General features: G+C 41.9%; 12 protein-coding genes, 41 tRNA genes and 3 rRNA genes. 54 read left to right on the top strand and 2 right to left on the bottom strand.

Annotated elements, in window-relative coordinates; translation table 11 throughout:
* Positions 1-20: 20 nt before the first annotated feature.
* Positions 21-1,013, bottom strand: coding sequence for a metal-dependent hydrolase (locus tag V6S17_RS04640; RefSeq protein WP_029092659.1), 993 nt, complete (start codon positions 1,011-1,013; stop codon positions 21-23).
* Positions 1,014-1,163: 150 nt separating this feature from the next.
* On the opposite strand from V6S17_RS04640, the gene mutY reads away from it, so the two are divergent.
* From mutY to V6S17_RS04880, 48 genes are all read left to right on the top strand, one after another.
* Positions 1,164-2,243: an A/G-specific adenine glycosylase gene (gene mutY, locus V6S17_RS04645; RefSeq protein WP_029092660.1), complete on the top strand. Its 1,080-nt coding sequence runs from the start codon at positions 1,164-1,166 to the stop codon at positions 2,241-2,243.
* The gene (fabL, locus tag V6S17_RS04650) at positions 2,244-2,996 is read left to right on the top strand and encodes an enoyl-[acyl-carrier-protein] reductase FabL (RefSeq protein WP_029092661.1); all 753 of its coding nucleotides are present in this window, start codon (positions 2,244-2,246) and stop codon (positions 2,994-2,996) included. It abuts the gene before it with no gap.
* A gap of 231 nt (positions 2,997-3,227) precedes the next feature.
* Positions 3,228-3,791, top strand: coding sequence for a nucleoside tri-diphosphate phosphatase (locus V6S17_RS04655; protein ID WP_051457446.1), 564 nt, complete (start codon positions 3,228-3,230; stop codon positions 3,789-3,791).
* A 162-nt stretch (positions 3,792-3,953) separates the two neighbouring features.
* Entirely contained in the window at positions 3,954-4,403 is a 450-nt protein-coding gene (perR, locus tag V6S17_RS04660) for a peroxide-responsive transcriptional repressor PerR (RefSeq protein WP_036027813.1), read from the top strand.
* Positions 4,404-4,879: 476 nt separating this feature from the next.
* Positions 4,880-6,427 (top strand): 16S ribosomal RNA (locus V6S17_RS04665).
* 515 nt (positions 6,428-6,942) lie between these two features.
* Positions 6,943-9,871: ribosomal RNA gene (locus V6S17_RS04670) — 23S ribosomal RNA — on the top strand.
* 268 nt (positions 9,872-10,139) lie between these two features.
* Positions 10,140-10,255: ribosomal RNA gene (rrf, locus tag V6S17_RS04675) — 5S ribosomal RNA — on the top strand.
* The 16S, 23S and 5S rRNA genes sit together here with 41 tRNA genes alongside, the layout of an rRNA operon.
* A 3-nt stretch (positions 10,256-10,258) precedes the next feature.
* Positions 10,259-10,334: transfer RNA gene (locus tag V6S17_RS04680), tRNA-Val, on the top strand.
* Positions 10,335-10,341: 7 nt separating this feature from the next.
* A tRNA-Thr gene (locus V6S17_RS04685) sits at positions 10,342-10,414 on the top strand.
* A gap of 80 nt (positions 10,415-10,494) precedes the next feature.
* Positions 10,495-10,567 (top strand) — tRNA-Lys (locus V6S17_RS04690).
* A gap of 3 nt (positions 10,568-10,570) precedes the next feature.
* A tRNA-Gly gene (locus V6S17_RS04695) sits at positions 10,571-10,642 on the top strand.
* Positions 10,643-10,659: 17 nt separating this feature from the next.
* Positions 10,660-10,745 (top strand) — tRNA-Leu (locus tag V6S17_RS04700).
* An 18-nt stretch (positions 10,746-10,763) separates the two neighbouring features.
* Positions 10,764-10,837 (top strand) — tRNA-Arg (locus V6S17_RS04705).
* Positions 10,838-10,846: 9 nt separating this feature from the next.
* A tRNA-Pro gene (locus tag V6S17_RS04710) sits at positions 10,847-10,920 on the top strand.
* 53 nt (positions 10,921-10,973) lie between these two features.
* Positions 10,974-11,049: transfer RNA gene (locus V6S17_RS04715), tRNA-Ala, on the top strand.
* A gap of 31 nt (positions 11,050-11,080) precedes the next feature.
* Positions 11,081-11,154: transfer RNA gene (locus V6S17_RS04720), tRNA-Met, on the top strand.
* A gap of 14 nt (positions 11,155-11,168) precedes the next feature.
* Positions 11,169-11,258 (top strand) — tRNA-Ser (locus V6S17_RS04725).
* A gap of 116 nt (positions 11,259-11,374) precedes the next feature.
* Positions 11,375-11,464 (top strand) — tRNA-Ser (locus V6S17_RS04730).
* Between the two features lie 116 nt (positions 11,465-11,580).
* A tRNA-Ser gene (locus V6S17_RS04735) sits at positions 11,581-11,670 on the top strand.
* Between the two features lie 115 nt (positions 11,671-11,785).
* Positions 11,786-11,875, top strand: a tRNA-Ser gene (locus tag V6S17_RS04740).
* 74 nt (positions 11,876-11,949) lie between these two features.
* Positions 11,950-12,023: transfer RNA gene (locus V6S17_RS04745), tRNA-Met, on the top strand.
* 28 nt (positions 12,024-12,051) lie between these two features.
* Positions 12,052-12,125: transfer RNA gene (locus tag V6S17_RS04750), tRNA-Asp, on the top strand.
* A 9-nt stretch (positions 12,126-12,134) separates the two neighbouring features.
* Positions 12,135-12,207 (top strand) — tRNA-Phe (locus V6S17_RS04755).
* Between the two features lie 12 nt (positions 12,208-12,219).
* Positions 12,220-12,292, top strand: a tRNA-His gene (locus V6S17_RS04760).
* Between the two features lie 10 nt (positions 12,293-12,302).
* Positions 12,303-12,373, top strand: a tRNA-Gly gene (locus tag V6S17_RS04765).
* 18 nt (positions 12,374-12,391) lie between these two features.
* Positions 12,392-12,465 (top strand) — tRNA-Ile (locus tag V6S17_RS04770).
* Between the two features lie 6 nt (positions 12,466-12,471).
* Positions 12,472-12,544 (top strand) — tRNA-Asn (locus tag V6S17_RS04775).
* Between the two features lie 3 nt (positions 12,545-12,547).
* A tRNA-Ser gene (locus V6S17_RS04780) sits at positions 12,548-12,635 on the top strand.
* Positions 12,636-12,646: 11 nt separating this feature from the next.
* A tRNA-Glu gene (locus tag V6S17_RS04785) sits at positions 12,647-12,718 on the top strand.
* Positions 12,719-12,779: 61 nt separating this feature from the next.
* Positions 12,780-12,852 (top strand) — tRNA-Thr (locus V6S17_RS04790).
* Positions 12,853-12,907: 55 nt separating this feature from the next.
* A tRNA-Lys gene (locus V6S17_RS04795) sits at positions 12,908-12,980 on the top strand.
* Positions 12,981-12,983: 3 nt separating this feature from the next.
* Positions 12,984-13,055, top strand: a tRNA-Gly gene (locus V6S17_RS04800).
* A gap of 17 nt (positions 13,056-13,072) precedes the next feature.
* A tRNA-Leu gene (locus V6S17_RS04805) sits at positions 13,073-13,158 on the top strand.
* 18 nt (positions 13,159-13,176) lie between these two features.
* Positions 13,177-13,250 (top strand) — tRNA-Arg (locus V6S17_RS04810).
* Positions 13,251-13,259: 9 nt separating this feature from the next.
* Positions 13,260-13,333 (top strand) — tRNA-Pro (locus V6S17_RS04815).
* 53 nt (positions 13,334-13,386) lie between these two features.
* A tRNA-Ala gene (locus V6S17_RS04820) sits at positions 13,387-13,462 on the top strand.
* Between the two features lie 28 nt (positions 13,463-13,490).
* Positions 13,491-13,567 (top strand) — tRNA-Met (locus V6S17_RS04825).
* 18 nt (positions 13,568-13,585) lie between these two features.
* A tRNA-Ile gene (locus V6S17_RS04830) sits at positions 13,586-13,659 on the top strand.
* A 19-nt stretch (positions 13,660-13,678) separates the two neighbouring features.
* Positions 13,679-13,768 (top strand) — tRNA-Ser (locus V6S17_RS04835).
* Positions 13,769-13,842: 74 nt separating this feature from the next.
* Positions 13,843-13,916, top strand: a tRNA-Met gene (locus V6S17_RS04840).
* A 28-nt stretch (positions 13,917-13,944) separates the two neighbouring features.
* Positions 13,945-14,018, top strand: a tRNA-Asp gene (locus V6S17_RS04845).
* Between the two features lie 9 nt (positions 14,019-14,027).
* A tRNA-Phe gene (locus V6S17_RS04850) sits at positions 14,028-14,100 on the top strand.
* Positions 14,101-14,112: 12 nt separating this feature from the next.
* Positions 14,113-14,185, top strand: a tRNA-His gene (locus V6S17_RS04855).
* Between the two features lie 10 nt (positions 14,186-14,195).
* A tRNA-Gly gene (locus V6S17_RS04860) sits at positions 14,196-14,266 on the top strand.
* An 18-nt stretch (positions 14,267-14,284) separates the two neighbouring features.
* Positions 14,285-14,358, top strand: a tRNA-Ile gene (locus tag V6S17_RS04865).
* Positions 14,359-14,364: 6 nt separating this feature from the next.
* A tRNA-Asn gene (locus tag V6S17_RS04870) sits at positions 14,365-14,437 on the top strand.
* Positions 14,438-14,440: 3 nt separating this feature from the next.
* Positions 14,441-14,528: transfer RNA gene (locus tag V6S17_RS04875), tRNA-Ser, on the top strand.
* A gap of 11 nt (positions 14,529-14,539) precedes the next feature.
* A tRNA-Glu gene (locus V6S17_RS04880) sits at positions 14,540-14,611 on the top strand.
* A gap of 299 nt (positions 14,612-14,910) precedes the next feature.
* Here V6S17_RS04880 and V6S17_RS04885 read toward each other — a convergent pair.
* Entirely contained in the window at positions 14,911-15,831 is a 921-nt protein-coding gene (locus V6S17_RS04885) for a 1,4-dihydroxy-2-naphthoate polyprenyltransferase (RefSeq protein WP_051457255.1), read from the bottom strand.
* Between the two features lie 220 nt (positions 15,832-16,051).
* Here V6S17_RS04885 and V6S17_RS04890 point away from each other — a divergent pair, with 220 nt between their 5' ends.
* The 6 genes from V6S17_RS04890 (at position 16,052) to V6S17_RS04915 (ending at position 23,697) form a co-directional block, all read left to right on the top strand.
* Complete coding sequence (locus V6S17_RS04890; protein ID WP_029092638.1) at positions 16,052-17,467, top strand: isochorismate synthase; 1,416 nt, start codon at positions 16,052-16,054, stop codon at positions 17,465-17,467.
* A complete protein-coding gene (gene menD, locus V6S17_RS04895) occupies positions 17,448-19,193 on the top strand; it encodes a 2-succinyl-5-enolpyruvyl-6-hydroxy-3-cyclohexene-1-carboxylic-acid synthase (RefSeq protein ID WP_029092637.1) in 1,746 nt (581 codons plus the stop codon). Before V6S17_RS04890 ends, menD begins: the two co-directional genes overlap by 20 nt.
* Positions 19,180-19,986 carry a 2-succinyl-6-hydroxy-2,4-cyclohexadiene-1-carboxylate synthase gene (gene menH, locus V6S17_RS04900; RefSeq protein WP_051457257.1) on the top strand — a complete coding sequence of 269 codons (807 nt, stop codon included), beginning with the start codon at positions 19,180-19,182 and terminating at the stop codon, positions 19,984-19,986. The genes menD and menH overlap by 14 nt, the downstream gene beginning before the upstream one ends.
* A 12-nt stretch (positions 19,987-19,998) precedes the next feature.
* Positions 19,999-20,820 (top strand): 1,4-dihydroxy-2-naphthoyl-CoA synthase, encoded by an 822-nt coding sequence (gene menB / locus V6S17_RS04905; RefSeq protein WP_029092635.1) that lies wholly within the window; start codon positions 19,999-20,001, stop codon positions 20,818-20,820.
* An 18-nt stretch (positions 20,821-20,838) separates the two neighbouring features.
* A complete protein-coding gene (locus V6S17_RS04910; protein ID WP_029092634.1) occupies positions 20,839-22,275 on the top strand; it encodes an o-succinylbenzoate--CoA ligase in 1,437 nt (478 codons plus the stop codon).
* Between the two features lie 75 nt (positions 22,276-22,350).
* A complete protein-coding gene (locus tag V6S17_RS04915; RefSeq protein WP_029092633.1) occupies positions 22,351-23,697 on the top strand; it encodes a Mur ligase family protein in 1,347 nt (448 codons plus the stop codon).
* The last annotated feature ends 3 nt before the right edge of the window (positions 23,698-23,700 follow it).

Here is a 23,700-nt window from a genome sequence, read left to right on the forward strand (position 1 = left end):
GCAACAGTCCTTTTTTATAACTATAAGTATTGTTCATCCAAGAAAAGTTTTTTCTGTAATTTTCCTTCAGTGAAAATCCAACCAGTATAAGAAGAGTGAATTTTCAAGGTGCTATCGAGTTTAACAACAGCTACAAATGGATAATGGCCATTGCTGCGATAACGAAGGTCTGTAAAAACAACCAAAAAGCCATTATCTGGCAAACGTTCGAGATGCCAACGGTAAACTTTTGAAAAAGACAGGAACGATTTAACGTTTTCATCTTTAAGAGCGTTAAGTATGATTGGATCTTCTTTAGGTAAGGGGATACGATCAAAACTTTCTAAAAACATTACTTGCGTGCGATAGGCACGAGCGACATAATATTTATTTTTAGTTGTAACAGCGACACGCCACTGAAAGAAACGTGAAGTTGAAGCGATGATGATTTGTTCAACCTCGTCGTCTAGAAGGCGAGTAACAGAACGCTTGACACTTCGCTGGATTAAATAACGAATAATATAATAGACGGCAAGAATCAAGTAAAGAGTATCGAAAATTAGTAAAGGTTGTTTGTATATTAACCATAGAGCAATAGCGATGACATGTGTTCCAAAAATGAACCAATCAAACGTATTGATAAAACCAAGCCCAATCCAAGTTTTTGTGATGGGTCTTAATGCTTGTGTACCATATGAATTGAAAATATCTACAAAAACATGCAAAAACACTGCAAAAAAGCTCCATAAAAAGAGATGAGTCATGTTTAGGTTAAATAAATAACCAAAAACAATCGTAATGAGCGCAGGCCATATAAACAGAAAAGGTAAAGAATGGGTAATCCCACGGTGATTTCGAATGTAGATACCATTGCCTTTTAATTTTAAGACAGTATCAATATCAGGTGCTTGTTGCGATATTATCATGGCGCCCATTAATCCAATCATACTTACATCAGCTGATTGGAAAGTGGGGTCAACTGTCGCTAGTCCACCAATCGCAACGCCCATAGCTAAATGTGTTGCTGAGTCCAATAGATTTCCTCCTAGTAATCAGAGTTATTAGTCGTTATAATAATAGAGGATAACAATGATTGATTAGTGTGTCAGGCATAATTAAGTTACGCTTAATCTTATTATACAGCGTTATGGCTGATGTATCAAAAAGGAGTCTCTAAGATTTTGATGGCAAAATGGAGTGAAATAGAAAAAGAGCAGTTTTCAGAAGTACTTGTCGAGTGGTATGAACGTGAAAAAAGAGAGTTACCCTGGCGTGAAAATACTGAAGCGTATAGGGTTTGGGTATCTGAGATTATGTTACAGCAAACACAAGTGGATACAGTGATTCCTTATTTCGAACGTTTCATGTCATTATTTCCAACAATGAAAGACTTTGCTTATGCACCAGAAGAACAAATTTTAAAAGCTTGGGAAGGTTTAGGATACTATTCCCGCGTTCGGAATTTGCAAACGGCAATACGCGAAGTAACAGAAGCTTATGATGGGGTAGTTCCTCAATCTAAAGAGGCTATTTTATCTTTGAAAGGTGTCGGTCCATATACTGCTGGCGCAATATTAAGCATTGCCTACAATCAACCTGAAGCTGCAGTTGACGGCAACGTTTACCGTGTTTATTCACGATTAATGCGCATTGATGATGATATATCTAAGGCAAAGACACGTAAAGTGTTCGAGCAAGCAGTCAATCAAACGATTTCTCAGGATAAACCAGGTGCATTTAATCAGGCATTAATGGATTTGGGTGCTACGATATGTACGCCAAAGAACCCTAAGTGTGATATGTGTCCAGTGCAAAAATACTGTCGTGCCTATGCTGAAAACGATATTGAAAAGTATCCGTTCAAATCTAAAAAGTTAAAAACGAAACAAAAATATTTAGTTACAGCAATTATCCAAAGTAATGATGGGCGTTTTTTAGTACAGCAACGCCCCTCTGAGGGACTATTGGCTAATTTATGGATGTTCCCTTCTATAGAAGAAGAAAAACCAGTTGAAGATTTGGTTGAAAGTTATCAGGCGGGTGTATCGATGCCTCTATATCTAAACAATCAATCCTTAGGTAAAGTGAAACATGTTTTTTCACATTTGAAATGGGATGTAGAAATAATCACAGGAGTAATGGATGAAGCAGATTTAATAGAGGGTTATCGTTTAGTTACGTTAGAAGAGATGAAAGTATTACCGTTTCCAGTACCCTATCAAAAAGTTTGGCAATTATACTTAAAAACAAGGAGTGAGTTATAGATGAATAAAGTAGCGCTAGTAACAGGAAGTAGTAGAGGGATAGGACGTTTGATTGCATTGAGATTAGCTGGTCAAGGTTATGATATTGTTGTTAACTTTAACCGTAATCGTAAGAAAGCAGAGGAGGTCCAAGCTGAAATAGAGGCATTAGGACAAAAGTGCTTAATCGTCAAAGCTAATGTTGGAGATGTTGAAAAAATCAAAGAAATGTTTGCGACGGTGTTATCAGAATTTGGACGTTTAGATATATTTGTTAACAACGCTGCAAGTGGTGTTTTGAAACCTGTAATGGAACTTACAGAAAAACACTGGGATTGGACAATGTCAATCAATGCCAAATCGCTTTTATTTGCAGCACAAGAAGCGGCTAAAATGATGGAAGCTAATGAAACAGGTGGATCGATTGTAAGCCTAAGTTCATTAGGATCAATGCGTGTGTTAGAAAATTACACAACTGTGGGAGTATCAAAAGCAGCAGTAGAGTCATTGACGCGTTATTTGGGAGTTGAGCTTGCGCCAAAAGGTATACGTGTTAATGCGGTTTCCGGTGGGCTTGTTGAAACGGAAGCGTTAGATCATTTTCCGAATCGTGAAGAGTTGCTAGAAGATGCTAAAAAACGCACTCCAATGGGTCGTATGGTACAAGCGGATGATTTAGTTGATGCCGTTGATTTTCTTGTGTCGGATAAAGCGAAGATGATTTGTGGACAAACTATTCTTATTGATGGTGGACGATCGTTGCCAGTTTCATAAAAACATAGGTAGGACTTTATATATAATAAGGGGTTATGGTATACTATATTATGAAATTAGTTGTAACAATAAATAAAAGCGTATTGCAAACAACTGTCCAAAAACAGCCACGAATAAACCATGAGCAATGCAGAGCTTGCCGAATTTCCTTCTCTTCCTTTTATTCAAGAAAAGGAGTGTGAGGCTTCTTATGTATCAGTCATGAGAGATTCCAGAAAGTAGGTTATAACAATGTGTCTTCCAAATGAAGGGGACGTCATTAAGATTCAAAGTTATAAACACGACGGTAAGCTCCATCGTACCTGGAAAAAAACGACTGTTTTAAAGGCGACTGATCAATTACTAATAGGCGGAAATGATAGAACGCTTGTTATAGAGTCTGACGGCAGAAAGTGGGTAACGAGAGAACCGGCGATTTCTTATTTCCATAAAGAACACTGGTTTAATGTTATCTCAATGATTCGGGCGGATGGTGTTCATCATTATTGCAATATTGGTTCTCCTTATCTCATTGATAATGAAGCGCTGAAGTATATCGATTATGATCTTGATATTAAAGTGTTCCCAAATGGGAGTTTTCATTTATTAGATGAAGATGAATACGAGGCCCGTAAACGTTCGATGCACTATCCTGCTGAAATTGATCTTATCCTGAAACAACAGCTTGGAATTCTGACAGAATGGGTACTCGATAAAAAAGGTCCTTTTTCAGATGACTACATCGATTTTTGGTACTATAATAAATACCGTTCGATTCATCCAAACAATGACGTAGAAAAAGATGCCAAACACTAAGTGTTGGCATCTTTTTTTATTTTAATGTGAAAAGCTGTATTTGAATGTCTATCATTTAAAGTATAAAAGCTTATGGAGTTAAAGAAGAATTATTGACACGAAGGTCTTTTTAACAGTATTATAGAGATAATGTATAAATAGCAATTGAAAGGGTGGTTAATAATGGAGCATACTCATGTTCATAACGATAATCATCTAGACAGTGCAATCGATATTTTAAAACATGCAGGTGTACGTATAACGCCCCAACGTCGAGCGGTGCTTGAATTTATAATCAACTCACACTCGCATCCTACTGCAGATGAAATATATAAAGCTTTAGGGCGAGATTTCCCAAATATGAGTGTAGCAACTGTCTATAATAATTTGCATGTTTTTAAAGATGCAAATATTGTGAAAGAATTATCATACGGAGATTCATCAAGCCGTTTTGATTTTACAACGCACGATCATTATCATGCAATTTGTAATAAGTGTGGTAAGATTGTTGATTTTTCATATCCTGGGTTAGAAGAAGTTGAAAGTTTAGCGTCACATGTGACAGGTTTTGAAATAGCGAGCCATCGTCTGGAAGTTTATGGTATTTGCGAAGAGTGTAAGAAAAAAGGTTAAAAAGTAATAAAGTTATTGACGGCGGTAAGATGATTTGATAATATAAAGAATGTTCTTGTTAAAACAACGTTTGAAAAAGAATTGCATGAATGCAAAAAACTTTGTAAATGTTGTTAAGATACTGTTTGTAAATGCATGAAAAGTTATTTTAGTAAATTACTAATAAGTCTTTAAAAAACAATTGACACACAGGTTCATATAGTGTTATTATTAGTAAGTCTTAAATAAGTTTCCTTGAAGAAACATTTTTTATAAATAAAAAAATGTTGACTTAAGAAACATGGCGTGTTATTATTAAGTAGTTGTCAGCGAGAGCTTGATAACGATTGACCTTTGAAAACTGAATGAACGAAAAGACATATTATATGCTTAAACTCTTCGGAGTTTAACCAATTAATTTCGTAACGCAAACAAGTAACAAATTTTTAGCTAGCGAACTAGTTAAGGATCATTTGATGGTTTAAACACTATCACTTTTTAACGAGAGTTTGATCCTGGCTCAGGACGAACGCTGGCGGCGTGCCTAATACATGCAAGTCGAACGAACGGATAAAGAGCTTGCTCTTTTGAAGTTAGTGGCGGACGGGTGAGTAACACGTGGGTAACCTGCCTCACAGCTGGGGATAACATCGAGAAATCGATGCTAATACCGAATGTGCTGAACATCATAAGATGTTCAAGTGAAAGACGGTTTCGGCTGTCACTGTGAGATGGACCCGCGCTGGATTAGCTAGTTGGTAAGGTAATGGCTTACCAAGGCGACGATCCATAGCCGACCTGAGAGGGTGATCGGCCACATTGGGACTGAGACACGGCCCAAACTCCTACGGGAGGCAGCAGTAGGGAATCTTCGGCAATGGACGAAAGTCTGACCGAGCAACGCCGCGTGAGCGAAGAAGGCCTTCGGGTCGTAAAGCTCTGTTGTTAGAGAAGAACATGGGTGAGAGTAACTGTTCACCCCTTGACGGTATCTAACCAGAAAGCCACGGCTAACTACGTGCCAGCAGCCGCGGTAATACGTAGGTGGCAAGCGTTGTCCGGAATTATTGGGCGTAAAGCGCGCGCAGGCGGTCTCTTAAGTCTGATGTGAAAGCCCCCGGCTCAACCGGGGAGGGTCATTGGAAACTGGGAGACTTGAGGACAGAAGAGGAGAGTGGAATTCCAAGTGTAGCGGTGAAATGCGTAGATATTTGGAGGAACACCAGTGGCGAAGGCGGCTCTCTGGTCTGTTACTGACGCTGAGGCGCGAAAGCGTGGGGAGCAAACAGGATTAGATACCCTGGTAGTCCACGCCGTAAACGATGAGTGCTAAGTGTTAGGGGGTTTCCGCCCCTTAGTGCTGCAGTTAACGCATTAAGCACTCCGCCTGGGGAGTACGACCGCAAGGTTGAAACTCAAAGGAATTGACGGGGGCCCGCACAAGCGGTGGAGCATGTGGTTTAATTCGAAGCAACGCGAAGAACCTTACCAGGTCTTGACATCCTTTGACCATTCTGGAGACAGAACTTTCCCTTCGGGGACAAAGTGACAGGTGGTGCATGGTTGTCGTCAGCTCGTGTCGTGAGATGTTGGGTTAAGTCCCGCAACGAGCGCAACCCTTGATTTTAGTTGCCAGCATTTAGTTGGGCACTCTAAAGTGACTGCCGGTGTAAGCCGGAGGAAGGTGGGGATGACGTCAAATCATCATGCCCCTTATGACCTGGGCTACACACGTGCTACAATGGATAATACAAAGGGTCGCGAAGCCGCGAGGTGGAGCCAATCCCATAAAATTATTCTCAGTTCGGATTGCAGGCTGCAACTCGCCTGCATGAAGCCGGAATCGCTAGTAATCGTAGATCAGCATGCTACGGTGAATACGTTCCCGGGCCTTGTACACACCGCCCGTCACACCACGAGAGTTTGTAACACCCAAAGCCGGTTTGGTAACCTTCGGGAGCTAGCCGTCTAAGGTGGGATAGATAATTGGGGTGAAGTCGTAACAAGGTAGCCGTATCGGAAGGTGCGGCTGGATCACCTCCTTTCTAAGGAATAGGAACACATCTTCGGATGTGATAATGTTACAAATTAATTGTTTTAAAATGATGAGAAACGCTCGCATACACCGTTATCAATGCACACTCTCAGACACGTACGTAAAGTACGCTTTCTTATGAGTATTGTTGATACCTAGTATGACAAACGTCATCACTCACTTTAAAATATATATGATATGTCTAGCGTTCATTTAGTTTTGAGAAGTCAATCTTCTCTATAAAAATTTGTTCTTTGAAAACTGAATACTAATTGATATTAAATAGAAAGACCAAGTAACAACCGAGACTCATTTTAGGTGATTTATAATCATCAGATCGTATCGCACGATCAACCAGACATGTGTTCATCATGTCGAACTTTGCCTCTTCGGAGGCAAGGTAAAGACGAAGTTGTTTTTTTATCAATCGAGGAAGAACGAGCACTCGTAAGTAATTGTACTTCGGTACATGTCTGAGAGCGCGCAATTCTGACAAAGAGAGATAGGAAAAGAAGTAAGTCTGAAGGTTAAGTTAGAAAGGGCGCACGGTGAATGCCTTGGCACTAGGAGCCGATGAAGGACGGGACTAACACCGATATGCTTTGGGGAGCTGTACGTAAGCTTTGATCCAGAGATTTCCGAATGGGGAAACCTACTATGCTTGATCGCATAGTGTCTTCAACTGAATACATAGGTTGTTGACGGCAGACGCAGGGAACTGAAACATCTTATTACCTGCAGGAAGAGAAAGAAAAATCGATTTCCTAAGTAGCGGCGAGCGAAACGGAAACAGCCCAAACCAAAGAGCTTGCTCTTTGGGGTTGTAGGACACTCTACACGGAGTTACAAAAGAAACGTTTAGTTGAGTAACCTGGAAAGGTTAACCAAAGAGGGTAACAGTCCCGTAAACGAAAAGCGTTTCTCTCCAGAGTGGATCCTGAGTACGGCGGGACACGAGAAATCCCGTCGGAATCCACGGGGACCATCCCGTAAGGCTAAATACTCCCTAGTGACCGATAGTGTACCAGTACCGTGAGGGAAAGGTGAAAAGAACCCCGGAAGGGGAGTGAAATAGTTCCTGAAACCGTGTGCCTACAAGTAGTTAAAGCCCGTTAATGGGTGATAGCGTGCCTTTTGTAGAATGAACCGGCGAGTTACGTTTACTAGCAAGGTTAAGTTGATAAGACGGAGCCGCAGCGAAAGCGAGTCTGAATAGGGCGAATTAGTTAGTAGGCGTAGACCCGAAACCAGGTGATCTACCCATGTCCAGGATGAAGGTAAGGTAAAACTTACTGGAGGTCCGAACCCACGTAAGTTGAAAATTGCGGGGATGAGGTGTGGGTAGCGGAGAAATTCCAATCGAACCTGGAGATAGCTGGTTCTCTCCGAAATAGCTTTAGGGCTAGCCTCGAGGTTGAGAGTCATGGAGGTAGAGCACTGTTTGAACTAGGGGCCCATCTAGGGTTACTGAATTCAGATAAACTCCGAATGCCATCGACTTATACTCGGGAGTCAGACAGTGAGTGATAAGATCCATTGTCGAGAGGGAAACAGCCCAGACCACCAGTTAAGGTCCCTAAATATACGTTAAGTGGAAAAGGATGTAGTATTGCTTAGACAACTAGGATGTTGGCTCAGAAGCAGCCACCATTTAAAGAGTGCGTAATAGCTCACTAGTCGAGTGACACCGCGCCGAAAATGTACCGGGGCTAAACGTATTACCGAAACTGTGGATGGACATCTAAGATGTCCGTGGTAGGAGAGCGTTCTAAGGACAGTGAAGTCAGACCGAGAGGACTGGTGGAGTGCTTAGAAGTGAGAATGCCGGTATGAGTAGCGAAAGACGGGTGAGAATCCCGTCCACCGAATATCTAAGGTTTCCTGGGGAAGGCTCGTCCGCCCAGGGTTAGTCGGGACCTAAGCTGAGGCCGATAGGCGTAGGCGATGGACAACAGATTGATATTTCTGTACCAGTCATTAATGTTTGAGCGATGGGGGGACGCAGGAGGATACGAACGCATGCTGATGGATATGCATGTACAAGCAATTAGGCAGGGAAGTAGGCAAATCCGCTTTCCGTGTAAGCTGAGTTGTGATGTGGTGGCACCTAGTGCCGTAGGTTCTGATTCCACACTGCCAAGAAAAGCCTCTAGTTAGTTAATGACTGCCCGTACCGCAATCCGACACAGGTAGATGAGGAGAGAATCCTAAGGTGAGCGAGAGAACTCTTGTTAAGGAACTCGGCAAAATGACCCCGTAACTTCGGGAGAAGGGGTGCTCTATTAAGGTGAAAGCCTGAGAGAGCCGCAGTGAATAGGCCCAAGCGACTGTTTACCAAAAACACAGGTCTATGCAAAATCGTAAGATGACGTATATGGGCTGACACCTGCCCGGTGCTGGAAGGTTAAGAGGAGTGCTTAGCGCAAGCGAAGGTGCGAATTGAAGCCCCAGTAAACGGCGGCCGTAACTATAACGGTCCTAAGGTAGCGAAATTCCTTGTCGGGTAAGTTCCGACCCGCACGAAAGGTGTAACGATTTGGGCACTGTCTCAACAAGAGACTCGGTGAAATTATAGTACCTGTGAAGATGCAGGTTACCCGCGACAGGACGGAAAGACCCCGTGGAGCTTTACTGCAATCTGATATTGAATGTTTGTGTCACTTGTACAGGATAGGTAGGAGCCTTAGATTCCGGAGCGCTAGCTTCGGAGGAGGCGTTGGTGGGATACTACCCTTGTGACATGACCATTCTAACCCGCACCCCTTATCGGGGTGGGAGACAGTGTCAGATGGGCAGTTTGACTGGGGCGGTCGCCTCCTAAAGAGTAACGGAGGCGCCCAAAGGTTCCCTCAGAATGGTTGGAAATCATTCGCAGAGTGTAAAGGCACAAGGGAGCTTGACTGTGAGACCTACAAGTCGAACAGGGACGAAAGTCGGGCTTAGTGATCCGGTGGTTCCGCATGGAAGGGCCATCGCTCAACGGATAAAAGCTACCCCGGGGATAACAGGCTTATCTCCCCCAAGAGTCCACATCGACGGGGAGGTTTGGCACCTCGATGTCGGCTCATCGCATCCTGGGGCTGTAGTCGGTCCCAAGGGTTGGGCTGTTCGCCCATTAAAGCGGTACGCGAGCTGGGTTCAGAACGTCGTGAGACAGTTCGGTCCCTATCCGTCGCGGGCGCAGGAAATTTGAGAGGAGCTGTCCTTAGTACGAGAGGACCGGGATGGACACACCGCTGGTGTACCAGTTGTTCCGCCAGGAGCATCGCTGGGTAGCTATGTGTGGAAGGGATAAACGCTGAAAGCATCTAAGCGTGAAGCCCCCCTCGAGATGAGATTTCCCATCACTTTATGTGAGTAAGACCCCTGAGAGACGATCAGGTTGATAGGTTCGGAGTGGAAGTACAGCAATGTATGGAGCGGACGAATACTAATAGGTCGAGGACTTAACCTTATTAATTTTTAAAAAAGCGAAAATGACGATTGGTTGTCGCAAATTCTTTCTATATCAATAAGTATTCAGTTTTGAGAGTGCAAATTCTCTTGATAATTTCATATTATCCAAGCAATTAACAGGTAATGTATCTGTTAATATGAATTTTGTAAAAGCGAGTTATTCTAGGCGTTTATGAATCGATTGAGGAACATACTTAGGGTATGTGACAATTGAGATGAAGAAGACAACAACGAAAAACGAAGCTTAGATAAAATTCAAAAAAACGTTTGGTGACGATAGCAAAGAGGATACACCTGTTCCCATCCCGAACACAGTAGTTAAGCTCTTTAGCGCCGATGGTAGTTGGGGGTCTCCCCCTGTGAGAGTAGGACGTTGCCAAGCAATGGGGGATTAGCTCAGCTGGGAGAGCATCTGCCTTACAAGCAGAGGGTCGGCGGTTCGAGCCCGTCATCCCCCACCATTTTTTTGCCGACTTAGCTCAGCTGGTAGAGCAACTGATTTGTAATCAGTAGGTCGCGGATTCGACTTCTGCAGTCGGCATATATTTTTTGGAAAAATTCAAAAAATACTTGTCAAAACCATATCGAAATGTTATAATTAATCTTGTTGACAAATGACAAGAGCCGTTAGCTCAGTTGGTAGAGCATCTGACTTTTAATCAGAGGGTCGCTGGTTCGAGCCCAGCACGGCTCATATGCGAAAGTAGTTCAGTGGTAGAACATCACCTTGCCAAGGTGGGGGTCGCGAGTTCGAATCTCGTCTTTCGCTTGTAATAAAATTTTTAAGCCGGGGTGGCGGAACTGGCAGACGCACAGGACTTAAAATCCTGCGGTGAGTGATCACCGTGCCGGTTCGATTCCGGCCCTCGGCATAGTACGACTAATAAAAAGCGCCCATAGCTCAATTGGATAGAGTACTTGACTACGAATCAAGCGGTTAGAGGTTCGACTCCTCTTGGGCGCATTTACAGCACGGGAAGTAGCTCAGCTTGGTAGAGCACTTGGTTTGGGACCAAGGGGTCGCAGGTTCGAATCCTGTCTTCCCGATTGTATAGACATACATATACAAACGTAATATTCCAGTAATTACCCATTTTTATGGGGCCTTAGCTCAGCTGGGAGAGCGCCTGCCTTGCACGCAGGAGGTCAGCGGTTCGATCCCGCTAGGCTCCACCAATTTTTATTAATAGTTAAGTAATAACATCATGGCGGTGTAGCTCAGCTGGCTAGAGCATTCGGTTCATACCCGAAAGGTCGTGGGTTCGACTCCCTCTGCCGCTATATATTTTCACCTTGGAGGATTACCCAAGTCTGGCTGAAGGGAACGGTCTTGAAAACCGTCAGGCGAGTAAAATCGCGCGGGGGTTCGAATCCCTCATCCTCCTTAACTGAAATTACTGTGATGGTTTTGTACTATAACAGGTAATAACAGTGCTTTGTAAACGAAGTAAGCAAAGTAGTCTTGACTCTGTAAAGAGTTGTAATCTAATATTTTTATTTCGGAGGATTACCCAAGTCTGGCTGAAGGGAACGGTCTTGAAAACCGTCAGGCGAGTAAAATCGCGCGGGGGTTCGAATCCCTCATCCTCCTTAACTGAACTCACTGTGATGGTTTTATACTATAGCAGCTGATAACAGTAACTTACAAACGTAAGCGAGTAAGGTAAGCAAAACTAGTTAAAAGTTAAAATCAAATATTTTTATTTCGGAGGATTACCCAAGTCTGGCTGAAGGGAACGGTCTTGAAAACCGTCAGGCGAGTAAAATCGCGCGGGGGTTCGAATCCCTCATCCTCCTTAACTGAACTCACTGTGATGGTTTATACTATAGCAGTTGATAACAGTAACTTACAAACATAAGTGAGTAAGGTAAGCAAAACTAGTTAAAAGTTAAAATCAAATATTTTTATTTCGGAGGATTACCCAAGTCTGGCTGAAGGGAACGGTCTTGAAAACCGTCAGGCGAGTAAAATCGCGCGGGGGTTCGAATCCCTCATCCTCCTTAACTGAGAATCACTGTGAAGGTTTTAATCGAGCAGTTGATACACAGTAAATTAACAAGTACTATTTATATTATCGCGGGATGGAGCAGTCTGGTAGCTCGTCGGGCTCATAACCCGAAGGTCGTTGGTTCAAATCCAGCTCCCGCAATTGCAAGTTAGCTTGCAAACAAGTTTTTGGTCTGGTAGTTCAGCTGGTTAGAATGCCTGCCTGTCACGCAGGAGGTCGCGGGTTCGAGTCCCGTCCAGACCGTTTTTTTTTGGCTCAGTAGCTCAGTTGGTAGAGCAACGGATTGAAGCTCCGTGTGTCGGCAGTTCGACTCTGTCCTGAGCCATATTTTATGATGGCGGTTGTGGTGAAGTGGTTAACACACCTGATTGTGGTTCAGGCATGCGTGGGTTCGATCCCCATCATCCGCCTTTTGTATATGCGAGTGTAGTTTAGTGGTAAAACTACAGCCTTCCAAGCTGTTGTCGTCGGTTCGATCCCGATCACTCGCTTTAGTAAGTTAGAAAATAGGGCCTATAGCTCAGCTGGTTAGAGCGCACGCCTGATAAGCGTGAGGTCGATGGTTCGAGTCCATTTAGGCCCATTGTTATCCGCAATAGCTCAGTTGGTAGAGCACACGACTGTTAATCGTGTTGTCGTAGGTTCGAGCCCTACTTGCGGAGTTAGGGGAAATACTCAAGTGGCTGAAGAGGCGCCCCTGCTAAGGGTGTAGGTCGCGAAAGCGGCGCGAGGGTTCAAATCCCTCTTTCTCCGTATTATATTTAGGCCCGTTGGTCAAGCGGTTAAGACACCGCCCTTTCACGGCGGTATCACGGGTTCGAATCCCGTACGGGTCATAGCAGTAAAAAAATATTGACAATGAAAGCATACGTGTTATACTTACTATTGTCGTGTTAAGCCGACTTAGCTCAGTTGGTAGAGCAACTGATTTGTAATCAGTAGGTCGCGGGTTCGACTCCTGCAGTCGGCATACATCTTCCTAGAAGATGTTGCTAGAAATAAATATTCAGCTTGTTGAAAAACAAGAGCCGTTAGCTCAGTTGGTAGAGCATCTGACTTTTAATCAGAGGGTCGCTGGTTCGAGCCCAGCACGGCTCATATGCGAAAGTAGTTCAGTGGTAGAACATCACCTTGCCAAGGTGGGGGTCGCGAGTTCGAATCTCGTCTTTCGCTTGTAATAAAATTTTTAAGCCGGGGTGGCGGAACTGGCAGACGCACAGGACTTAAAATCCTGCGGTGAGTGATCACCGTGCCGGTTCGATTCCGGCCCTCGGCATAGTACGACTAATAAAAAGCGCCCATAGCTCAATTGGATAGAGTACTTGACTACGAATCAAGCGGTTAGAGGTTCGACTCCTCTTGGGCGCATTTACAGCACGGGAAGTAGCTCAGCTTGGTAGAGCACTTGGTTTGGGACCAAGGGGTCGCAGGTTCGAATCCTGTCTTCCCGATTGTATAGACATACATATACAAACGTAATATTCCAGTAATTACCCATTTTTATGGGGCCTTAGCTCAGCTGGGAGAGCGCCTGCCTTGCACGCAGGAGGTCAGCGGTTCGATCCCGCTAGGCTCCACCAACAAAAGCAAACTCATTATATTATATATGGCGGTGTAGCTCAGCTGGCTAGAGCATTCGGTTCATACCCGAAAGGTCGTGGGTTCGACTCCCTCTGCCGCTACCATTTTTTTATTATAATGCAGGACCTTTAGCTCAGTTGGTTAGAGCAGACGGCTCATAACCGTCCGGTCGTAGGTTCGAGTCCTACAAGGTCCATTATCATCATTTTTATTTCGGAGGATTACCCAAGTCTGGCTGAAGGGAACGGTCTTGAAAACCGTCAGGCGAGTAAAATCGCGCGGGGGTTCGAATCCCTCATCCTCCTTAACTGAGAATCACTGTGAAGGTTTTAATCGAGCAGTTGATACACAGTAAATTAACAAGTACTATTTATATTATCGCGGGATGGAGCAGTCTGGTAGCTCGTCGGGCTCATAACCCGAAGGTCGTTGGTTCAAATCCAGCTCCCGCAATTGCAAGTTAGCTTGCAAACAAGTTTTTGGTCTGGTAGTTCAGCTGGTTAGAATGCCTGCCTGTCACGCAGGAGGTCGCGGGTTCGAGTCCCGTCCAGACCGTTTTTTTTTGGCTCAGTAGCTCAGTTGGTAGAGCAACGGATTGAAGCTCCGTGTGTCGGCAGTTCGACTCTGTCCTGAGCCATATTTTATGATGGCGGTTGTGGTGAAGTGGTTAACACACCTGATTGTGGTTCAGGCATGCGTGGGTTCGATCCCCATCATCCGCCTTTTGTATATGCGAGTGTAGTTTAGTGGTAAAACTACAGCCTTCCAAGCTGTTGTCGTCGGTTCGATCCCGATCACTCGCTTTAGTAAGTTAGAAAATAGGGCCTATAGCTCAGCTGGTTAGAGCGCACGCCTGATAAGCGTGAGGTCGATGGTTCGAGTCCATTTAGGCCCATTGTTATCCGCAATAGCTCAGTTGGTAGAGCACACGACTGTTAATCGTGTTGTCGTAGGTTCGAGCCCTACTTGCGGAGTTAGGGGAAATACTCAAGTGGCTGAAGAGGCGCCCCTGCTAAGGGTGTAGGTCGCGAAAGCGGCGCGAGGGTTCAAATCCCTCTTTCTCCGTATTATATTTAGGCCCGTTGGTCAAGCGGTTAAGACACCGCCCTTTCACGGCGGTATCACGGGTTCGAATCCCGTACGGGTCATAACAGTAAAGATGTTAACTTTTAAAGTTAGCATCTTTTTTTATTTTTCTCGTAGTGAATTTCTCCGCATACGAGGACAGTATGGGGCGGAGTGAAAGCGAGTACCAATCCATTCTATTAAATTAAGAACCTTTTTGGAGTATAGATTAAGTTCTATCCTCTTTTTTTGTATACGATTAATTATTGAAACAGAGAAAAAACGATTTCGGAATTTGTGAAATTATTAGCTCCAAAAAAGAAGCACTTATGAGGGCCTATTTGCCGACGTAAGTGCTTCTTTAATATAATAACTGTTTGATTTAAAAAGCTAAGCCAATGATTAAAGCGAGTGCTGTCAGTAATCCGTAATATTTGATTGCCTTAGAACATGTAGCCATTCCAGGAATCATCTTCATGACTTCATTTTGTTTCCAAAAGATATAGATAGACATGAGTGCTGGTGGTACAGCAATAAGTGTAATAAAGAGGAATGGTGTAAGGTTCATTGTAAATACTAATGACCAAGTCCATCCAAATGCGAATAACCACATAGCTGCATAAAATACCGTTGCCCAACGTCTACCCAGTAAGATTGCTAAAGTGAGTCGTCCGTTGCGAGTATCTTCTTCAATATCACGTAAGCTGTTTGCTAACAACATGTTACCAATCATAACGATTAACGGGAATGAAAGGAAAATAATTGTTTTATTCAAGTAGCCTGTCTGAATAAAAAAGCTGAGGTAAGTAATAATACCACCCATGAAAAATCCAGCGATCAATTCACCAAAGGGTGTATGTGCAATTGGGAGTGGACCACCGGTATATAAAAAGCCGACAATCATTGAAATTACTCCGATAGCAGCGAGATACCAACTCACAGTGATACAAAGATAGACGCCTAGAAGAAGGGCGATTAGGAAGCTTAAAATGGCTAAATTGCGAATCAAGCTAGCAGACATCTTCTCTTTTGTGATAGCACCACCATGACCTACTTTATTTTCATCGTCATGACCACGTTTATAATCGTAGTACTCATTAAATAGATTAGTTCCTGTTTGAATTAAAAAGGCTGCAAATAACATTGCTAAAAATGGTAAGACCTTAAAGGTTGAATAGTGCAATGCTGCTGCAGAACCAACAAATACAGGAACATAGCTGGAAGCCAACGTATGTGGACGTAATAATTTCCACCATTTATTTTGTGTGATGCGAGCCAGTTTAGAACTCTGACCTTGTTTCAAAAAAACCCTCTCCTTTATTGCGTAATTATACAAATTTAACTATAACACACTATAAACTGCCATAACAGTAAGTAAGAGTATGATACAGTGATATTTTTTGTTATAATTGGTGTGGCAGAGTAAACATAAGCTGATATAAAAAGAGCTATTCGTTGGTTTTATGCGTTCGAATAGTTTCTCTCTTTTTATATGGAGCATCTATATAGGGGCGATATATCTAATGAAACTAGCAAATAAAGTGACAGAGTCTATTAAACAGGCAGTTGAACAAGCAAGAAAGACTGAAAATGCAGTGTTATTGAGCATCATTACTCCGATAGAAGAAATTAATTTTCCAAAGGTGTTAATTAATTTACCTCAAACAGAGGATGCTTTTTATTGGCAAACACCCGATGATTCATTAGAATTTACAGGGATAAAGACAGCGGCAGTGTTTAATGAAAAAATGATGAGTGCAACAGGGGTACAACAAGAGTGGTCGCAGCTTCTAAAAGATGCAGTAATAAGCGATCAAGATAAGGCAAATAGTGGTTTGCCATTACTTTTTGGTGGTTTTAGTTTTGATGATAAAGCAGAAACAACTGGAACAATTTGGAGTGTTTTTGGAAAACAGATGTTTTTGTTACCTGAGTTAATGTTTATGCGCAAAGAGAAGCTAAATACGTTGACAATTAATTGCATTGTTCAAGCGGATGATACTTTTATGAGTATTGAAAAAAAACTGAATAACAGTTATGCGCAAGCAAGGACTTTAAATATAACGTCAGAAAAAGAAAGAACACCTTTAATAATTAAGAAGATTGAAGATTTGATTACGCCCACTGATTGGGATAAGATGTTAAATAAGGGCATTGAACATATTGAGGCAGGTGTATTTACGAAAGTCGTCCTTGCACGCCAAAAAGAAATTGTGTTTAATCGTTCATTACACATTGGTGAATTAATGGCAGCCTTACTTTTACAACAACCGAATTGTTACCGTTATTTGTTGCGTTATCAAGGCACTAGCTTTTTAGGTGCATCACCTGAGCGTTTATTATATAAAGAAGGGCAATCAATCTATTCAGCAGGTGTCGCAGGGTCAATTGCAGCAGGAAAAACAGAAGAACAGCGACAAATGTACGCCGATGAATTATTGGCAGATCCTAAAAATCTACATGAGCATGAAATTGTTGTGAGCATGATTACTAATAAATTAGCAGGTCTTTGTCATGATTTAAACTACTCATCACAGCCTCAAATTTTAAGCAATCGTGATATTCAACATCTATATACACCCATTAAGGCCGAATTAAATAGTGGAATGTCTTTTTTAACATTGGTGAAACAAATGCATCCAACCCCAGCTTTAGGTGGTTTTCCATCTAAGAAAACAGTGGAATGGATTGCAAAAGAAGAACCGCTTATCCGAGGCTTTTTTGGTGCACCAATCGGTTGGTATGATAGTAATGAAAACGGCGAATTCGCAGTAGGTATTCGCTCATTAGCTGCACAAGAAAAAACAGCTCGCTTATTTGCGGGTTGTGGGATTGTTGCGGATTCTGTTCCTGAAAATGAATGGCATGAAACAGCAATGAAATTTCAACCAATGTTAAGATTATTAGGAGGGACAGACAATGACACAGCATCAAATTGAAATGACGCGTTATCTTTCGTCTTTTATTGAAGAGCTTGTACAAGCAGGAGTCAAGGATGCAGTGATCAGTCCAGGTTCACGTTCAACGCCGTTAGCAATGCTAATGGCAGAACATCCGACTTTAAAAATATATGTGGATATTGATGAACGTTCAGCAGGTTTTTTCGCATTGGGATTGGCTAAAGCGTCACACCGTCCCGTTGTATTGCTTTGCACATCAGGCACAGCAGCAGCTAACTATATGCCAGCAGTAGTAGAAGCTAACCTCTCTCAAATTCCATTGGTTGTATTAACATCAGATCGCCCACACGAATTGCGCGGTGTAGGTGCACCACAAACAATTGATCAAATTCATTTGTATGGTCATCATGTGAAAGATTTTGTTGATATGGCTTTACCAGAAGATCGTCCAGAAATGTTACAATATGCCAAATGGCATGGAGCACGTGCTGTAGATTTGGCTTTAAAGGCGCCTAGTGGGCCAGTTCACCTTAATTTCCCACTAAGACAACCATTGATGCCTATATTAGACCCCTCGCCTTTTAGTGGCGAAGAAAAGCGTCATCATGTACATATCTATTTGACAAAAGAAACAGTTGAAAAAGATCTTTTAAACCAAATTATCGCAGTTTGTCATGGGAAAAAAGGTTTGATTGTCATTGGTGATCTTGATAAAGCTGAAGGTTTTGCAGAAAAATTGGTTGAGCTATCCTTGCAACTAGGTTTCCCCGTTTTAGCAGATCCGTTATCGCAAATTCGTTCTTTTGGTAAAAATGATATTAAAGTAATTGATCAATACGATAGTTTCTTACGTATCGATAGAGTAAAACAAGCGATGAAAGCAGATGTGGTTATCCGTTTTGGAGCAATGCCGGTTTCAAAATTCCTTAGTCAATATCTTGATACCTTAGACGATGCCCGTCATTTTGTAGTTGACCCAGGCTCTAGTTGGCGCGATCCAATTAAAGCAGTGACAGATATGATTCATTGTGAAGAACACGTTTTTGTAGAAGAATTGTTAACGACAGTTGATTATACACAACGCAATACGGAATGGTATGATCAATGGCAACGATTAAATACTTTAAGTAAAGCTACTGTTAATAAGTATTTACAAACAATTGAAGGTTTGGATGAAGGGAAAGTTATTAGTGAATTACAGCAACATCTTCCGAACAATGCGACTTTATATATCGGAAATAGTATGCCAATTCGTGATATTGATACGTTCTTCCAACAAACAGAACGTCACATTAAACTCTACGCCAACAGAGGCGCTAACGGTATTGATGGTAATGTGTCAACTGCGTTAGGAATGAGTGTTGTTAAGCAACCAATGTATGCCTTAATCGGCGATGTCACATTCTTTCATGATATGAATGGTTTATTGATGTCACGTACAAATCAACTTAACATGACTTTAATTGTTATTAATAATAATGGTGGAGGTATCTTTTCATTTTTACCACAAGCAGACAGTCCGCGTCATTATGAGCAGCTATTTGGAACACCAACGGACATATCTATTGAGAAAGCAACTTCATTGTATGATGGTAATTACTATGGCATATCAGATTGGGAAGAATTCCAAGACGCTTTAGACCAATCTGCACATGATAAAGGCTTAAATATTATTGAAATTAAAACAAATCGTTATGAAAATGTAGTCACTCATCGCAGTGTGTGGGATAATATACAGGAAGTGATTGGTTATGAAAGCTTATAATGTGAAGATACGTTCGCGTTCCTATCATCTGTTGATAGAAGGTTCTGATGAATTACCTACAATATTATGGTTACATGGTTTTACTGGCAGTTCACAAACCTTTTTAAAGACCGCTACTTCAATCGATGGTTTTCGCCATGTTTTACTTGATTTAGCAGGGCATGGTCAAACTATTGCCACAGAATGTAATTATGCTGAACAGTTGGCTGATATCATCGCTATAATGACTCAATTGGGTAGTGAACACTTTAATGTTGTTGGCTATTCAATGGGTGGCAGAGTGGCATTGGGATTAGCTTGTGAATACCCTGAAAAAGTGACACGACTTGTTATTGAAAGTAGTTCTCCGGGGTTGGCAACAGCAGAAGAACGGGCAGAACGCCGTCACAGTGATCAAAAACTTGCTCAACGGTTGGAAACAAATGGATTGGAAGCCTTTATTGATTTTTGGGAAGGGATTCCACTGTTTGAGTCGCAACGAATATTATCAACGACTGTAAAAGAACACCTTCGCAAACAGCGAGAAAATAATACTGTGGTTGGTTTGCAGGAATCGTTGTATGGCATGGGAACAGGTTCACAACCCAGTTACTGGGATAAACTTAGTGACATTAACTGTCCTGTTACATGCATTGTTGGTCTATTGGACAATAAATATGTCAGCATCGCAAATGCGATGAGGCTCAACCAGCCAAGCTTCGAAATCGAAGGTGTACCAGATGCAGGTCATGCGGTACATATTGAAAAAAGTGGTTATTTTAATAACTATTTAAAAAAAGTGTTTAAAAATTAGGAGGAATAGAGAATGAAAACATATGACTGGAAACAAGTGAAAGAATATCAAGAGATTAAATTTGAAAAAACAAACCACGTGGCAAAAATAACAATTAATCGTCCACATGTACGTAATGCATTTACACCTTTAACTGTAATGGAAATGATTGATGCATTTACAATCTGTCGTGAAGATGCAGATACAGGTGTTATTATTTTAACTGGTGAAGGCGATTTAGCATTCTGCTCAGGTGGGGATCAAAAAGTACGTGGAAACGGTGGTTATGTAGGTGATGATAACATCCCACGTTTAAACGTTTTAGATTTACAACGCCTTATCCGTGTAATGCCTAAACCTGTTATTGCAATGGTTCGTGGTTATTCTATCGGTGGTGGTAACGTTCTACAATTAGTGTGTGATATTACAATTGCAGCAGACAACGCCATCTTTGGTCAAACAGGGCCTAATGTTGGTAGCTTTGATGCTGGATATGGTTCAGGCTACTTGGCACGAGTTATAGGTCATAAACGTGCGAAAGAAGTTTGGTTCATGTGTCGTCAATATACTGCAGCAGAAGCTTATGATATGAACTGGGTAAATAAAGTGGTACCATTGGCACAAGTAGAAGAAGAAACAATGGATTGGGCAGAGGAAATGTTGAAGAAAAGCCCAACATCATTACGTTTCATCAAAGCAGCCTTTAACGCAGATACAGATGGTTTAGCTGGTTTACAACAATTTGCTGGTGATGCAACATTGTTATACTATACAACAGACGAAGCAAAAGAAGGCCGCGATGCTTTTAAAGAAAAACGTGAGCCAAACTTTGATCAATTCCCTAAATTCCCATAAAGTGAGAGGGTGGAGTAAATGTTTGTGAATAATTGGTTAAGCCAAAGGGTGGAACAGTCACCCACAGCCAGTGCACTTATTTATGATAACGAAACAACGACCTTCCGTGAATTAGGGAAACGTGTGTGGTCAATAGCGGGGAAATTACAAACAGTTATTTCTCCGGGACAACACGTGGCGTTGCTAGGTGAAAATAATCGTGCAATGTATGAGCTAATATTGGCATTACAACAAATCGGAGCGGTAACCGTTTTTATTAATAACCGCTTAACCGCCTCTGAAATTAACTATCAATTAGAGCAAAGTGATACAACACAACTCCTTTATGCAGATAACTTCAAAGAGTTGGTTGCCGTGCTAGATTTAGCACAGCGACCTGCTCTTTCGTTTGTATCGTTAGAGAAGTTAACCGCACCTGCGATGATACCAAATAAAACGGTATCTTTAAAGGCGACAGCATCCATGATGTTTACGTCAGGCTCGACGGGTCATCCTAAAGCGGTGCAACAAACCTACGGAAACCATCTCGCATCAGCAATGGGAACCGCCATGACAAACGCTTTAGGAGTGGGTGATTGTTGGTACTGTGCGGTGCCCTTGTTTCACATAAGTGGTTTATCAATTATGATGCGCTCATTATTGTTTGGTACGGCTGTGATGCTAGAACAAAAATTTGATGCGTTTCGCCTCGGTTTATTATTAACCGAAGGTACCATTACGCATGCGTCAGTTGTAACAACAATGTTGCATCGACTGCTTGATACAACATCATCAACCTATCGTTGTCACCCAGCAGTTAAAGTAGTATTGCTTGGTGGTGGACCGGTGACAAAAGAATTATTAGCAGCCTGCCAAGAACGAAATATTCCAGTCATACCTTCATACGGTATGACAGAAACCGCAGCACAAGCTGTTGCAATGCCTTTGGACAAAGTTGCTGATAAATTAGGTTCTGCAGGTTTGCCGCTTTTTCAAACGCAATTGCGTATTAATAAGGGAACTGAAGCCGCTGATACTGTCGGTGATATTTGGCTCAAAGGTGCTAATATTACACCAGGCTACTATGGTAAACAATCAACTGATTTTCAAAACGGATGGTTTAGAACAGGCGATGTCGGTTACCTTGATAACGAAGGCTTTTTATATGTAAAAGAACGTGCGGGTGATTTGATTATTTCTGGTGGCGAGAATATTTACCCCACTGAAATTGAACATGTACTTTTGGGTCATCCTGCAATAAAGGAAATTGCTGTTGTCGGTGTTCCAAATGAGCAATGGACACAAGTGCCTGTTGCCTACATTGTTACAGATAAAGCAGTGACAGAAGCTGAACTCGCTCACTTTTTGAAGAATAAACTAGCAAAATATAAATGGCCACAGGCCTATTATCACGTAGAAAAGTTACCACGAACAGCTACGGGTAAGATACAACGCCACTTGTTGCGTCAACAATAGCTTACTATTTTGGAAGAAACAACACATGTGGTAAAATAAATTGAATGAATACGATTGATTGGAAGGGGAAATAACATGTCACTACGTAGTAAAATGGCAGCTGTGGTCGGGAAAACCGTCTACATGACAGTGCAGACATTAACCAAAGGAGGAAGCAGTTTTCCAGGCCGTGTTGCGCTGAAACTTGATCCGACTGTGTTAGAAGAAATCTCTAAAAATTATGAAGTGATAATTGTTACCGGTACAAATGGTAAAACAGTAACGTCAGCTTTGATGCATAATGTATTGAAACAACTTGATCCTGATACGATTTCGAACACAACAGGGGCTAATATGTTACAAGGAATTACCTCAACATTTTTGAAAAATTATCAACCAGGTCGCAAAGAAAAATGTCATGCTATTTTAGAAGTAGATGAAGCAAGTCTTGTGAGTATTACTGAGTATGTAAAACCACATGCGATTGTTTTTACCAATGTATTCCGCGATCAACTTGATCGTTATGGTGAAGTCTATACGACATTAAAATTAATGCTTGATGGCGCTCGTTTAACGCCTGAAACAAAATTATTTGTAAATGGTGATGCACCGATCTTCCATGATTTAGATGTACCGAATCCAGTAACTTATTTTGGTTTTGACATTGAAAAAGGTGAAGCACAAGAAGCGCAAATCAATGCAACCGCTACTTTGTGTCCACATTGTAAAAAACCATTAAAATATAACTTTATTACTTATAATAATCTTGGAGATTACTATTGTGAAACATGTGATTATAAACGTCCAGAACTGACGTATCGCTTGAATGAAGTGACGCGTTTAACGGACCAAGAAGCGGATGTTCAAATTGATAATGACCCTTACCACTTAACTGTCGGAGGCTTGTATAATAGCTATAATGCTTTATCGGCTTATGCAATTGGACGTGAATTTGGTTTATCAACAGAGCAACTTCAACGAGGATTAGTCCTTGATCAAGCTGTTTTTGGACGTCAAGAAGCCGTAATGGTTGGTGACAAACGAGTACATGTTATTTTAGTTAAAAACCCTGTTGGGTTTAATCAAGCGATTGAAACGATTGCTTTGCATGAGAAGGAGTTCTCATTGTTCTTACTGATGAACAACCATTATGCAGATGGTATTGACGTGAGTTGGATTTGGGATGTTAATTTTGAAAAATTAGCTGAAATGCCAATCCCAAGTTATAGTGTAGGTGGCGAACGTTATTACGATTTAGGTGTGCGTTTGAATGTTGCTGGAATTCCAGAAGATGAAATTGGCATTGTACCGACAATCGATGGTTTAATCGAAGCGATTCAAAAAGAAAAAACAGATGATGTCTACGTATTAACAACGTACACAGCAATGTTGCGTTTCCGTGAAGAGCTGTACAAAAATAACATGTTGAAAGGAAAGTGGTAATAT

Origin of the sequence: Brochothrix thermosphacta DSM 20171 = FSL F6-1036 (assembly GCF_036884295.1) — a bacterium.
Classification (GTDB): domain Bacteria; phylum Bacillota; class Bacilli; order Lactobacillales; family Listeriaceae; genus Brochothrix; species Brochothrix thermosphacta.

Bases quoted from the DNA above. Each gene is read 5' to 3' on its own strand.
- mutY (WP_029092660.1), top strand. From the start codon at position 1,164: ATGGCAAAATGGAGTGAAATAGAAAAAGAGCAGTTTTCAGAAGTACTT.
- fabL (WP_029092661.1), top strand. From the start codon at position 2,244: ATGAATAAAGTAGCGCTAGTAACAGGAAGTAGTAGAGGGATAGGACGT.
- V6S17_RS04655 (WP_051457446.1), top strand. From the start codon at position 3,228: ATGTGTCTTCCAAATGAAGGGGACGTCATTAAGATTCAAAGTTATAAA.
- perR (WP_036027813.1), top strand. From the start codon at position 3,954: ATGGAGCATACTCATGTTCATAACGATAATCATCTAGACAGTGCAATC.
- V6S17_RS04890 (WP_029092638.1), top strand. From the start codon at position 16,052: ATGAAACTAGCAAATAAAGTGACAGAGTCTATTAAACAGGCAGTTGAA.
- menD (WP_029092637.1), top strand. From the start codon at position 17,448: ATGACACAGCATCAAATTGAAATGACGCGTTATCTTTCGTCTTTTATT.
- menH (WP_051457257.1), top strand. From the start codon at position 19,180: ATGAAAGCTTATAATGTGAAGATACGTTCGCGTTCCTATCATCTGTTG.
- menB (WP_029092635.1), top strand. From the start codon at position 19,999: ATGAAAACATATGACTGGAAACAAGTGAAAGAATATCAAGAGATTAAA.
- V6S17_RS04910 (WP_029092634.1), top strand. From the start codon at position 20,839: ATGTTTGTGAATAATTGGTTAAGCCAAAGGGTGGAACAGTCACCCACA.
- V6S17_RS04915 (WP_029092633.1), top strand. From the start codon at position 22,351: ATGTCACTACGTAGTAAAATGGCAGCTGTGGTCGGGAAAACCGTCTAC.